The 14484-nt window shown below is 39.1% G+C and carries 8 protein-coding genes and 1 pseudogene; 4 read left to right on the top strand and 5 right to left on the bottom strand.

All coding sequences use genetic code 11. The features are described from left to right. Positions 1–17: 17 nt before the first annotated feature. Both ESZ48_RS08635 and ESZ48_RS08630 read left to right on the top strand, forming a co-directional pair. Positions 18–404 carry a hypothetical protein gene (locus tag ESZ48_RS08635; protein WP_129017267.1) on the top strand — a complete coding sequence of 129 codons (387 nt, stop codon included), beginning with the start codon at positions 18–20 and terminating at the stop codon, positions 402–404. Positions 405–430: 26 nt separating this feature from the next. Then, positions 431–1276, top strand: coding sequence for an SMP-30/gluconolactonase/LRE family protein (locus tag ESZ48_RS08630; protein WP_129016943.1), 846 nt, complete (start codon positions 431–433; stop codon positions 1274–1276). A gap of 71 nt (positions 1277–1347) precedes the next feature. Here the strand turns inward: ESZ48_RS08630 and ESZ48_RS08625 are convergent, their stop codons facing one another. The 4 genes from ESZ48_RS08625 to ESZ48_RS08610 form a co-directional block, all read right to left on the bottom strand. After that, on the bottom strand, positions 1348–3399 hold the full coding sequence (locus ESZ48_RS08625; protein WP_190246222.1) for a beta-N-acetylhexosaminidase: 2052 nt from the start codon (positions 3397–3399) through the stop codon (positions 1348–1350). A gap of 418 nt (positions 3400–3817) precedes the next feature. Beyond that, positions 3818–4861: a glycosyl hydrolase family 18 protein gene (locus ESZ48_RS08620; protein WP_129016942.1), complete on the bottom strand. Its 1044-nt coding sequence runs from the start codon at positions 4859–4861 to the stop codon at positions 3818–3820. 326 nt (positions 4862–5187) lie between these two features. Continuing rightward, positions 5188–6705 carry a SusD/RagB family nutrient-binding outer membrane lipoprotein gene (locus ESZ48_RS08615; protein WP_129016941.1) on the bottom strand — a complete coding sequence of 506 codons (1518 nt, stop codon included), beginning with the start codon at positions 6703–6705 and terminating at the stop codon, positions 5188–5190. 13 nt (positions 6706–6718) lie between these two features. Then, positions 6719–9916: a SusC/RagA family TonB-linked outer membrane protein gene (locus ESZ48_RS08610; protein WP_129016940.1), complete on the bottom strand. Its 3198-nt coding sequence runs from the start codon at positions 9914–9916 to the stop codon at positions 6719–6721. A 287-nt stretch (positions 9917–10203) separates the two neighbouring features. Here ESZ48_RS08610 and ESZ48_RS08605 point away from each other — a divergent pair, with 287 nt between their 5' ends. Continuing rightward, positions 10204–11193, top strand: a complete 990-nt coding sequence (locus ESZ48_RS08605; protein ID WP_129016939.1) for a sensor histidine kinase — start codon at positions 10204–10206, stop codon at positions 11191–11193. Positions 11194–11285: 92 nt separating this feature from the next. Continuing rightward, positions 11286–12008: a LytR/AlgR family response regulator transcription factor gene (locus ESZ48_RS08600; protein ID WP_129016938.1), complete on the top strand. Its 723-nt coding sequence runs from the start codon at positions 11286–11288 to the stop codon at positions 12006–12008. 238 nt (positions 12009–12246) lie between these two features. Here the strand turns inward: ESZ48_RS08600 and ESZ48_RS08595 are convergent. After that, a pseudogene (locus tag ESZ48_RS08595) lies at positions 12247–14480 on the bottom strand (TonB-dependent receptor). Positions 14481–14484: the final 4 nt, after the last annotated feature.

Below are 14484 nucleotides of genomic sequence, written 5' to 3'. Positions count from 1 at the left end.
TAAATACCAACTCAAAAATGAAAATTAAATTCAAAAAAAAGCGCCTCAAATATTTAATGATCGTTGGAATAATGTGGGTAATCTTCGGAATTACAGCCGTGATCTTTTTTTCTGACAACATTTTTAATTATGGCTATTTAATTCTTGGGATTTTATATTTCTGCGTCTATCTTTTTGAATACAACAAGCAATATCTCACCATAGAAAACGGAACCATCACCAAAAACCATCTGATTTCAAAAAAAATAAATCTAGTGGACATTAAGGGCATAAGAAAGTTTGCCGGAGATTATAAACTCAAAACCGATACTGATGAATTGATCATCGACACCAATCTTATCGAAGAAAATTCTTTAGTAGATTTAGAGTCGGTACTCAACAATTTGCATGTAGAAATTACTTAAAAACATATTATATAATCAACATATCAATGAAATTAATTACAAATCTAGCTTTATTACTCGTCCTATCCAGTTCATTCGCCCAACAGTTAAAGAGCCGCGATTTCACAAAAGAAGGAAGTTTTACAAGCGGCGTTGAAGGTCCAGCAACAGATTACGAAGGCAATATTTATGCGGTAAATTTTGAAGAACAGGGCACTATCGGAAAAGTAACGCCAAGTGGCGAAAGTACTATTTTTGTAAAGTTGCCCAATGGCAGCATTGGTAATGGCATACGGTTTGGCGAAAAACACCAGATGTTTGTGGCCGATTTTGTCAATCACAACATTCTGGAAATTGATTTGAGAAGCAAAAACATAGCCGTATTTGCCCACGAGCCAACCGCCAATCAACCAAACGATATCGCCATTGCACCAAATGGCACGCTGTACGCCAGCGATCCAAACTGGACAGACAATACCGGTAAACTATGGAAAGTGACCAGAGAAAACGGATTTGAATTGTTGGAGGATAATATGGGAACGACCAACGGGATTGAAGTAAGTCCAGATGGAAAAAAACTATATGTCAATGAATCGGTCCAGAGAAAAATATGGGTTTATGACATTCTTGACACTGGTTTTATCGAAAATAAACAAGAATTTATTTCCTTTGACGATTTTGGATTGGACGGCATGCGATTTGACGATAGCGGAAATCTTTATGTCTGTCGTTACGGAAAAGGAACCGTGGTGGTATTGTCGCCTTCAGGAGAAATAGTGAAAGAAATAGAATTGATAGGCAAGAATGTTTCAAACATCACCTTCAGCAACGATTATAAAAAATGTTACATCACCATGGCCGATAGAGGCAATCTTGAAGTGGTAGATTTGTAACTGGGTTAATTTTGCCAATGAAGCCTGCAGTTGCCACCGCAGGCATTTCATTGACAAAGGCCACATAAAAACTAATTCACTAAATAATGACTTACACAAAAGGCCATTAAGTTGTTCAATCCGTCTAAAACCGCCACCTCAACATCCGCAAAAGGTTGTTCTAAAATAAGCATCCCCTCTTTAATTTTGGTGAGATTTTCTGAGGTCAGCGATTTGCTTTCCAGCGCTTTTGAAAGTAAAAGAGCGGTGGAAGACAGATTCTCGGACAAAGGTTCCAATGGTGTGAGTTTTGGATTTTTAGTTAATTTTTTAAATGCTTCATGATTACCAGCCCAGCTGTTTAGATAGGCTAAAACCTGACTGGCATTAACGCTGCTTCGATCACTCGTAAACTGATGGACTGCGCGGTTAAAAGGTAAAGCGTCTTCAGCATCTACCACGCAAGCATCGGCAAAAAGTGTAAACGGCGAATAGGTTTTGTATTCAATGCCCCCTTTATTTCTGGAATAGATCTTTAAAGGTTCGCAAATTTTGGATAAGGTGACCAACGCTGAAATATCCTGATTGTCGGTCATATTTCTTATAATAACATCTCGGTTCTTAATATGGGTGATCCCTAATTCCTCTAAGTTGAAAGACACCTGCTTCAAACGTTTTTTCATGTTGTCCACATCCTTGACCTCAGCTTGCGACCAAAATCGTTCGGCAATTGCTGCGGTTCTTGGCCAGATTCTGCTGTCGATGGTCAATGGGGTGACCAATTCGGCCCACATGGTCGCTTCGCCACCTAAAATACGGGAACGCTCTAGGTCTGTTAATTTTACATCACCAATAGGATCTACCAAATAGTGCTTCTCCACTGGCTCCATCCGATCAATATAGTATCCGTTTGACAACACCGTTTGGTAGCCTCTTTTTGCAGCAGAAATCAACGAGTTGCCTTCAGGGAAACCTTCATTTTGACCGCGCCAGGAATGAATGACCGTTGTGGTTGGCATATTGGCGGTCATGATCTCATCCCAGCCCATCATCTTTTTGCCTAAATTATTGAGAATCTTTTCCAATTTGATATTGAAATAGGTCTGTAAATCGTGGTTTGTTTTTAAATTGTGCTGCTTCATGAATTTCTGAATGGCCTTGCTCTCATCCCAATGTTTGCCTTCATTTTCATCACCGCCAATATGAAAATAATCATCTGGAAATAAGGGTGACATCTCGGTGAACAATCGCTCCAAAAACTCGTAAGTAATATCAATAGTAGGATTCAGCGTGGGATCGAACACCCCAGAAAAACGCTCAATTGAGTAGTCATAACCGTCTTTACTTCCCAATTCTGGGTAGGCGGTTAAAATAGCGGAGGCATGGCCCGGCACATCAAATTCAGGAATCACCCGGATGCCCAAATTATCGGCATACGCCACCACGTCTTTTATTTGTTCTTGTGTATAGTACAAACCGTCTGAAGCCTCTTCGTGAAGTTTAGGATATACTTTTGATTCTACCCGCCAGCCTTGATCATCGGTTAAATGCCAATGGAACACATTCATTTTTAAGGCGGCCATCGCATCCAAATTCCGCTTTATAACACCTACAGGTTGAAAATGTCTTGCGGCATCAATCATCAAACCTCTCCAAACAAATCGGGGTGTATCGTTGACCGTCACTCCTGCGAAAACATAGTTCGTACCGTCATTTTGAATCAATTGTAAAAGGGTTTCCAAGCCTCTGATGGCGCCAACATCGGTTTTGGCAGTGATGGTTATGCCCGAATTACCAACATCTAGGCTATAAGATTCGTCGTTTTCAATGCTTAGATTGGATACCTTCTCAAAAGTAATTTGGATGGCACCTTGCTGGTCTGTTACAGGAAAACCTTCATTTAAAAACGCTCCAGTTCTGCCACTGAGACGTCTTAAAAAATTAACCGCAGCATGATGGACGCGTCCCTGACCAGAAGGAGATATTGAAATGCTCAGGCTATTATCAATAATAAACTCAGCGTTTTTTTTCTCTACATTTTTGGGCCAAGGCATTAAATCCAAGCTTTCTGACAAGACATTCTGAGCGCTTGCATGGTGATTTGAAAAGCAGATAAGGATAAGAATTAAGATTATTTTGTTCATTTAAATTTGAATTTTAAAAATGTGGCGTTTCATTGATTGCAAATACTTTTCAATAATATTCCGTTTGATTCCTAGTCAGTTAATTTTTTCTACATTAAATAGAATGGAGGGCTTAGCCAAACTATCACTAAAATAGATGATTTTAAAAGAAATTATATCAACGACGTTATTTGGCAGATAGACAGCATCTAGAACACGACAGAAAATTTCATCAAATAAGTATTTTACAGTTGAATTGTTAATTAAGAAGCAGATTATTAAGTAGATATCTTTTATGGTGGTTTTTTGAATGTACTAAAAAGGAATTTAAAAGTTTTTCAATATTCAATAAAATAGGTCTGAGATCATTTCCACAAGAACCTTGCGATGATCAAATCGGACAAAATTCTTTTTATTGTTTTAAAATGAGGGCAGTTGGTTAACCCCTGCCCTTTTTATAACGGTCTTCCCTTATTTTAGTTTTTTTTCCGATGGCTTGCAATAAGCTTAAACTATCAGAAGCGTCATTTGAAATTTCCCAAATCATGATTCCAGCGCCATGTTTGATGGCATATTCTGTTTTGGCCTGCATGGTTGGGATACCGTTGTACTTATACTCTTTATAGGCATCCACTTGTGCGGCATTGGGATCTTGTTCGACAATGGTTTTGTAGGCTACGCCACCACTTCCCACGGTTCCCATATATCCATAAAATGGGACGCCCAACACCAATTTATCCGCTGGACAACCTAAATCGAGCCACATTTCCATATCTCTCACCGCATCTTCAAAAGTGGCGTGATTTTCAGCACGCATCCAATGGTTATCATAGGCCATGATATTGACATAATCAAAATAAGGAATGGACGATTTTGGAATCATCCCTCCAACATAACTTGCCGTGGCACAGGTAACCAATTTACCAAGCGGATGAAGCACGGCTCTTAACTCTTGGATAAACGGTGTATAATCGCCAGCTTCACTGATATCATTCAATAGTCTACCTTCAATATCCACATCAATGCCATCCAAGTTATAGAAATCTGCCAAGGCTTTCAAATTGTTGACCACGGTAGTTCTATGAGACGATTGCAAGAGCCCCTTCCAATCTCCAGAACATTGGGGAATGGTTCCGCCGCCTAAAGATACCAATACTTTGACGCCGTTATCGTGGGCTTTTTTCACCACATATTTTATATCCGCCGAAGCACCATCACTACAGATTGGCTCGCCGTTCAACAAAAATGCTCCTGATGCATCAGGATTAAGAAAAGATAAATTGATGTGCGTCAAGATGTTCAAATCGGTAGCATCAATTGTTTTCCGCATGTCTTTCCAAGTCGGAATATATCCAATGACCACTTTGGCAACTTCCTTCTCCTGGTCATTTATATTGGCGTATTCCTTAGAATGGCCAGCGCCGCATCCATTTAGAAGTAGAACAGCGAGCATAAGGGTTATTAGAATCGAACTTTTTTTCATATTACCAAGTTTAAATGTCTATAAAATTAAGGTTTTAAAACAGTAAAGCTAACGGTTACAGTTAAGGTAGTAAATAACTGGTCTTAGCATTTAAAATGCGTGGGTCTATAGCGTCCAATACAGCCACCTTAGTATGGCAAAAGTTGGGCTTAAGTGATTTTGGTTCACTTGCACCTTAATCTGCTGTTGAAAAAAGATAAGGTCTGTTAGAACTAGTAATTTAATTTTCATGTCTGATTATTTTAAAATAAGCGAGGAGAAAAAGATCGCCTCGCTTATAAACTTGCTATTAAAAATGTATTAGGGTGATGTGAATTAAATTTTAATTAATTAGCATCCCACCAAACTTTGTTCAACCAATCGTTATTGCCTCCCATGCGACCAATAGCCTCTAAATAATTGGTTTCATTTTTCTGCAATTCATCGTTCGGGTAATACAAACGTTTTGGAACGACGCCTCCTGTTTCAGAGTCAGGTACGGTGATTGGGTCCAATACTGGAAACCCAGTCCGTCTCCAGTTGGAATAGGCTTCGATACTGTTGAACAAATAGGTCACCCAAAGTTGGGTGTTGATCTGCTCCAATTCCTTACCTGTCTGTAATGGGTTTGCCGCTAAGAAGCTATTAATATCTCCTTGAGAAGCTTCTGCCGCCCCATAAAGTGCCAATTGTTTAACTCCCGCTTCCACACCGTTTTGGTAATAATCGGCGGCTGATCCAGAAACCCAACCTCTAAAAGCGGCCTCAGCTAACAATAACTGAGTTTCAGAATAACTCACATGTAGAAATGGCGTGGTGTTTTCTTTTAAATAATCTTGGATTCCCGAAGTTGCCGCAGCGCCACCAAAAACATCCCATTGAAAAGAGCCGGATGGAACGCCTACATATAAATCTTCACCTGGCTGAATTGGTCCGCCCCAACTCACACCACTTGATGTTTTTGGGGTTGCAATCATTGGTAATCTCGGATCGTCATGATCCTTTAAAAAGTCAATCAACAAGGAGGTAAAGTGATCGGCATTATCATTTCCAATAAACGCATGTGCCAAACCATTGCCTCGGTAATCGGACAAATCCCCATTAAATGCGATATCGCCGTGGCGCATGATACAGTTGTCGGCATTGCTTTCAAAAACGCCATTGGCCAAAGCTGCTTTGACTTGTTTTTCTGCTTCGGCAGGTGCAATTTCAGAAATACGCATTCCTGTTCGTAAACGCAAGGTATTCGCTAATTTCTTCCATTTTGTGATGTCGCCATTATAAAAAAGATCGCCAGTAACTGTGCCACCATCAACATTCAACTGATTGAAACTTTCTTCCAAATCAACAAAGAATGACCTGTAGATTTCCTCTTGTTTATCATATCTTGGAGCTACAATGCCTTGTGAAAAGCCAACACCGGCCTCAGAGTAAGGCACATCGCCGTATAAATCGGTTAAACGTTGTCCGATCATCACACGAACAATTTTTGCAATCGCATTGATATTTGCTTTTTCAGGAATATCATTGGTTCTTGCAATAATATCCACAATGTTTTTCATTTCAATGGAATACGCTCTTCTCCAATAAGCATGTGCATAATCATCGTTTTTCTTGAATCTTCCGCCAAACTCCGTAACGTTCCAAGCTCCAGAATAATGTTGCACAAAACCACCCGAATAAATCAAGTTGGCGCGCCATTGGTAATATCGGTCGCCAGACATACTTAACTGAACAAAAGAAAGTTGTCCGTCAGGGTTTGGAGACAGGGCAATCGGATCTTCGATCAGGGTGTCAAAATCTTTCGTACAGCTACTAAAAGCAACAAGAATCGTTACTATAGCTATGATGTGTTTATATTTCATAATATTATTTTATTTAAAATGTAACTTTAATATTGAAGCCATAAGATTGACGTGATGGTAAGGAACCATATTCAAATCCTTGTCCATTACCTGAGGTATACATCGATTCTGGATCAATGTTTGGCAAGTCTTTACTGAACGTCAACAAGTTTCTTGCAAAAAAAGACATGTTAAGGGACGTCATTTTTAGACCACTTACAAGGTTTTTAGGAAAATCATAGCCTAAACTCAATTCTCTCAACTTTACGTACGAGGCATCATAAATAAATGGTGCCGGTGTATTATTGAAAACCGTATTCCAATAACTCTGTGGATTTACAGGCGTTGTGTTTTGAACATAAACAGGATTTTCTGCTGTACCTGTATTGACGACTCCAGTAGATACATAACCATCCGTAGGCACCCAAGTATTGATATTAAAATCCGGATCGGCAGCTTCAGCGAGTTCTCTTGCGGTGTTAAAGGCATCTCTACCCTCAGTGGTCACATTTAAAAGACCTTTGGTGGCTCCAACAGAATTGGTCATAGAATACACATCCATGCCTTGTTTGATATCTAATAAAAACTGAAGTGTTAATCCTTTATATGAAAAACGATTGTTTAAACCAGCAGTCCAATCAGGAATACCATTCCCTAAAACGACCTTATCATTCGTAAACAATGGAAGGCCGTTGGCACTGTGGATTACTTCACCGGCATCGGTTCTTAAGAAATCCTTTCCAACAATAGAGCCATATTGCCCACCAACTGGTGCTACTATCGCTGCTCCTGCCCAACGCGCTTCAGAGATGACATAGGTGTCAATATCTGGATGGAGTGAAATGACTTCGTTTTTGTTTTTACTATAGTTCAACGTGACTTCCCATGTAAAATCGTTGGTTTTAATAGGTGACCCTGATAAAAGTACTTCAACACCTTCGTTGCGTAATTTTCCAGCATTTACAGAAATGTATTCATATCCTGAGGTTGCCGAAGATGGCAAATCCATAGTTTGATCATCAATATCTTCACGGTATACTGTGAAGTCGGCTCTTAAGCGATTTTTGAAAAATGCTAAATCGACTCCAAACTCAATCCCTGTTTTTGATTGATAGGTTAAATTAGGATTTGGTGCAGCATCATTTTTAATATTGATAACACTACTCCCGTTAAAAGAAGGAAGTACCGTATAATTTAAAGCGTTTTTGTAAGCACCTGGCGCGTTGGACACCTGCGCCCATGAGGATCTGAATTTACCATAAGAAAAAACGTCTCCCGTAGCATCAAAAGCATCAGAAAACACAAAACTCAACGATGCCGCTGGGTAAAATGCAGCATCATCAATGACACTGAACCAATCTTGTCTTCCTGTAAATTCAGCATATAGATACCCTTTATAATCAAACTTAGCCGATCCGAATACCGAATTTGTCCGTGTTTTGGTTTCCGAAGGTGCGTTTTCTGTTTGAATGGCAAAATTGCTAATATACTTTGTGCCTGGTTCTATAATATTGTTTCCAAATCTAGAGTTTTGTTCTCTAAAAAAGTCCCTTCTGTTTAAACCCAAAATACTGGAGAAGGTTAAGTTTTCCGCTAACTTAATCCCATCAATATTGAAGATTAAATCGGTATTGATTTCGGATACATTGATATTATTTAAACCAAGATAACCATTGGCACGACCTGGCCAGGTGTGACCGCTGCCCATAAAATATTTTGAACCAAAGCTATAGGTATCTATCCCTGTTCTGAAATTGGCACCAAGCCATTTGTTTACTTGATAGTAACCACTGACATAGCCAATAAAACGATCTTTTTTTGTTTCGCCGCTGTTTTCATTCAACACGTAATACGGATTCAATAAATAATCGTTCGTGTTCCATCTGTAAATAGTGCCATCCTCTGCTTTGTAGTTTTTCAACCACGCTTGATCGATATTTGGCGCCATACCGCTTAAAGAATAACCCAGGTTATTGGGTGAATCTCCCAGTTCCGGTCTGTTCTTTGCGCTTTCAGTAATATAATTGGCTTTCGCATCAAAGGTAAATTTTTCGGTTTTTAGAGTTCCGTTTAAACTAAAGTTGTTTCTTTCCAATCCAGCTTTAGGGATGACATCTTCGTTTTTTATATTGTTATAGCTAAATCGGATAAATCCATTTTTGCTCCCGCCCGATAACGAGATGCCGTTGTTGGTGGTGTAACCCGTTCTGAAAAAATCATTAATATTATCGACTCTTTCGTATGGTCTGGTTGAGCCGTCAAAAATCACCAAAGATTGTCCAACACTATTGGAGAATTTTGGTCCCCATGCACTGGTGGTATAGCCATAAACTTCAGAAGGTCCTCTGTCAGGATTTGGCAATCGACCATTGGTTCCAGAACCGTAATCGGTTTGAAAGTCCTTATAATTGGCGTTGACAAGATCAACACTGATCCCACTGATAAGTTCCACTTCAAGTTTCCCTGAACTTCCTTTTTTTGTAGTGATCAAAACAACACCATTTAACGCTCTAGACCCATAAAGTGCCGCCGCAGCTGCGCCTTTTAAAACCGAAAGACTTTCGATATCATTCGGATTGATACTTGAAATCCCATCGCCATCGTCACTCCCATTAAACCACTGACTGGTGGCTTCACTATCATTAGAAAGGCCGCTATTGTCAATAGGAATCCCATCAACAACGTACAAAGGCTGGTTGTTTTCTCCAATGCTAGAAATCCCACGAATAATAACTCTGGTAGTTCCGCCAACACCGGTGGACGGCATGGACACATCTACACCGGACACTTTTCCTGAAAGTGATGACGCCACGTTGGTTGTAATTACCCGGTTCAAGTCGTCACCTTGAACCTCTTGGACAGCATAGCCCAATTCTTTCTTTTGTCGTTTAATCCCTAAGGCCGTCACAACCACTTCACTCAGCGATTCTAGAGCTTCGTCCATAGTCACGTCAATAGTTGCATTTGCGCCAACGCTGACCGTTTGTGTTTTCATTCCGATATATGAAAAGTGAAGTATGTCACCCACATTTACGGATAAGCCATAATGCCCATCAAAATTGGTTTGAACCCCTTTAGAGGCACCTTCCACAATGACATTAACTCCCGGAAGCGGAAGGCCATCTGCTTTGGAGGTTACTGTTCCTTTAATTTCCTTTTCCTGTGCAACCATCAATTGGACAGTCAACAACAAAAAAGAAAACAAGAAAAGTGTACGTAAGTTTTGTTTCATAATTTGATTATTTCGTTTTTGTTTAGTCTTGCCAAACTATCCATTAAAAAAATATTTTTAAAAGAATTTATATCAACGACATGCTTTTGCTCATAGACGGCATGATAAACTCGACAAGCGATTTCAACCAAATAAAGATTTGTCAATTTAATTGTTAATTACTGATTATATCACTAAAATTGCCACACAATAGCTGGGTTTTTATGCAATAAATCCAATCAAAATCAAGAATTATTTCACTATTCAAAAAGAAAATAGGCGACACCATTCCCATCAGATACCATGTCATGTTTTGGCTGGTATATTTCATTTTTAATTTTGTGAGATGGGGAAGTTATTTTGATGATTACTGGTATTCTTTTAAATCCAACTTGGTGGAATTTCCAATCCACATCATTCTGGTGTATATCAATATCTATTATCTGATTCCAAAATTTATCCTTCGCAAACAGTACTGGAATTACATTGCATCCTTGTCATTTATGTTGGCTTTGATTTATATGATCAGAACTGGGCTTATCTATTTTTTGGTGACTAAAAACATTTGGCCGGAAGCAGGCGAATCTGGTCAATTCATGGAACTGAACCATATTATTGTAGTGATCTTAGGTGAACTGTATGTGATTGGATTTGTTTCGGCCATAAAATTGGTGATCGATTGGTCCATTGAAAAGCGAAAAAATGAAGACTTGGCCCAACTTCAAATGAGCACCGAGCTCAAATATTTACGCACCCAAATACAACCGCACTTTTTCTTTAATACGTTGAACAATCTCTATGCGCTTACTTTAAACAAATCTGACAACGCACCTCGATTGGTGATCAAGCTATCTGATATGATGCAGTATATTTTATACGAAGTGAAAAGTTCTAAAGCCAGCTTATTAAAAGAAATCACCCATATCAATAATTTTATTGATATTGAACGGCTTCGGTTTGAAGATCGCGTGGACGCCGAAGTGGACATTACTGGCGATATTGAGGACGTTGAAGTGCCACCACTATTATTACTTTCCTTTGCTGAAAACTGCTTTAAACATGGTATGAAAGACAATGAACACTTAAAAATAAACATGAGTTTCAATGTCTCCAAAAAAGGCTATTTGGAAGTGACGATGACCAACAATTTCAATCCCGAAGCTACCAAAGAAGAGACGAGCGGGATTGGTATCGAAAATGCAAAACGACGATTGATGTTGCTGTTTTCAAATAATTTTGTATTAGAAACGAAGGTTGAAAACGATACCTACACCTTGTTCTTGAAAATTCCCGTATAATTAGGGTTTGTTATGCAGACTGCGCGGGAGATTTATGACGATAAAGTTAGCTTGGACATAAAATGACATCACCCGATTAAAAGATAATAAAAATGAAAATTAAGTGCCTAATTATTGATGATGAACCTTTGGCCATTACTGTGATTGAAACCCATTTAAAGAGTTTTGATGATATAGAGATTGTGGCCACGTTTACAAATCCGTTACATGCCTATCGGATTTTGGAAAAAGAAAAAATCGACCTCATTTTTCTCGATATCAACATGCCTCAACTCACTGGATTTGCATTTATTGAAAACTTGAGCTACAAACCTTTAATTGTCATTACAACGGCCTATCGTGAATATGCGGTAAAAAGTTTTGAACTCAATATCTTGGATTATTTGGTAAAGCCCATTCCGTTTGATCGGTTTGTAAAAACCATAAATAAAGTCTATCAACATTTTTACGCCAGCACCACCAAAAACGACCCAGGATTACAGCAAGAACCGCACATCTTTTTAAGAGTCAACAAAAAACTTATCAAGACCAACCTCAACGATATTCTTTATATCGAAAGTCTGAAGGATTATATTAAGGTGATTACCGTCATTGGCGATTATGTAGTTCACAAATCGCTCACCGCCATCACCGAAGAATTGCCGACATCTAATTTTATGCGCATCCATCGGTCGTATACGGTTTCCATCAATAAAATAGATGCGTTGGAAGGCAATACGGTGGAAATTTCCAATAGAAAAATCCCTATTGGCCGCAATTACACAAAACAGGCTAAAGAACGTATTTTCAATATTAGCGACGAAAGCGAAGATTAAGAGGGCACTACTGATTTTAATTTCAATATAAAATGGGAATCGCACCATTGATGGACTGATGCAGCAAACTCTTTAAAACAAGAAAGCACATGACCATATCGTTATAGCCAAGCACTTTCCACTAACAAAAAACTCTAAAAAACTACCACAACTCACGTGGTCTCATTACAGTAAAGAACATGGTTCTTTTCCGCGAATGTTAACTCCCTCAAATTAACACTACTTAAAATCTTTCACTTTAAAATCTGTAGGCAATGGAGCCTTTAATAAAAAATGGCGTTCCAGGAGTAAAATGGATTTCCTCTACGGATTGCGCTTCATTTTTAAGTCGTGATTCCGTAGCAAATTGGGTTTCATTCCAATCCACATCAAACAAGTTTTCAATGGCAAAACCTATTGTGATCTTGTCAAAACTATAATTGGCATTGAAATCGGCGATAAAATAGCCATCAGCCACTATAGAATTATCTTCGATTGCCGGACGGTCATCGATGAATCGGTACCGCAATCCGCCAGAAAAACCCTTCCAATCATTGACGGACATACCTCCCGCCATAGTAAAAGCAGGTGCCAACGGGATATAATTCTGTCCTTTTGGGTCATCAATACTTCTGGCGTGGGTCAAGGTCAAATCGGTATCCAAAAACAACCAATCGTTAAACTGATATCTAAACCCAAAATCCAATCCATAACGTTCCGTTTTTCCACTTGGTTCAACAATTCCCGCATCGCAACATATACAAACTCTTGTTCTAAAAACAAATACCATAAGGTCGTGTTGACGACTAAGTTTGGAAGCGGTTTCCAAATGTCGCCCAAATCCAAACCATAGGCTCTTGGTAAAATATCTTTGCCCTGATTGCTCACCACCACGCGGGTGTCATTGCTGTGAAAGCCTATTCCCGACTTTAAGAAGACTTGGTAATTGTCCTTCACATCCCAATAGAAATTCAATTTCGGATTAACTATCGTTTTCGTTTCTGACAGACTTTGGTATTCGGTCTGTAATTGATCATCGTATAAAAACTTGAAATAATCCAAACGTATAGCTGGGGCGATTCTGAATTTACCGAATTCAAATTCGGCGTTTACAAAAGCATTAAGGTTTGTTTCATTCAAATCGCCCAATTGGATGTTTTCCAAAACGGTCTTTCTGTTCAAGGTGTGTGACAATTCGATATCATCCACGCGATCCTGTCTAAATCCCAAACCTGAAGTAAGCGTTAATGGCGTATCGCCCAAATTGGTATCATGAACAATAGTCGTATTCAATCCAAAAATCTGGCGGTCTTCCTTTTGCTTAATTTGATCGCCATTAATAGGATCATCCAAAAAGAAAGTAAAGTTAGAATACAGCTCAAAAGCATAATGTGAGTAAAACGCATTGGTTTTAAACCTGGTGTTATTTGAGATGTATTTATTGAATTCTACGTTTACATTGGTACGTTCGGTTTCACCACCTTCGGTATCGTCAATGGCACCAAATCGTGCGATACTTCCATCATCAACAGCTCTTTGCGGAATTTGGCCAGAAGCGTCCCAGCGACTCGTAAAATGGGAAGCTGTAACTGATATTTTATCATTATTAGGTGAGAACGCAACATACTTTCCGAAGATATTGACCCGGTCAAAATTTTGTGGCGACACATACGGCCCATCGTTGGCCAGATATTCTGCTGCGATGTAAGCATTTTGGTTTTTTGTGTTTTCCAAAAGATTGAACAATCCCAAGGTGCGCAAGCTATTGAATTGTCCCGCTGTTACAGAGATCGAACTTTCTTTTAGATAATCCCTAGTTGAGAAATCGACATAGCCAGCGGTTGCAAAATCGCCATGATTGGCATAATGCGGTCCTTTTCCGAAATCAATTTTATTCACGGTTTCTGGAATCAAAAAGTGCAAATCGCTATAACCTTGTCCGTGGGCATGAGAGACCATATTTACGGGCATGCCGTCCACTGAAATAGAAATATCCGTTCCATGATCAATGTCAAATCCTCTTAAAAAGATTTGTTCCGCCTTTCCTCCTCCCGCATGCTGACCTATGATCATCCCTGGAATTTTTCGCAATGCTTCCTGAGACGAGTTAAGCGGATTGGTATTCAAATCCAAACGACTGATTGTACTTACGGGATTCAATTCTTCCGTCAGGACCATCTCATCCAGTTGAAAAGCCTTCTCTTCCAATATGGTTGTGATGATGTCGTTAAAATTTGAGGTGTTCAACGCAATAACTTTTGTTCCGTAACCCAGTAATCCTATTTTAAGGCTATCTCCTATCGCATTGTTATCTATAATGAACAAACCGTTTTCAGAGCTGTGTGCATGACTTTTACTGTTGAGATTATAAATATAAACTGCTTCCAATGGCTGATTTTTCGTGTCTGTAATCTTTCCTTTTATTTGTTGTGCTTGGGTCATAGCTATGCCACCCAACACTACAAACAGTGTTGTTGATTTTGCAAATTTCATATCT

Source organism: Gelidibacter gilvus (assembly GCF_004115975.1).
Lineage (GTDB): Bacteria > Bacteroidota > Bacteroidia > Flavobacteriales > Flavobacteriaceae > Gelidibacter > Gelidibacter gilvus.
Note: the sequence above shows the minus strand (reverse complement) of the source record. Positions and strands in the feature narration are given on the sequence as shown.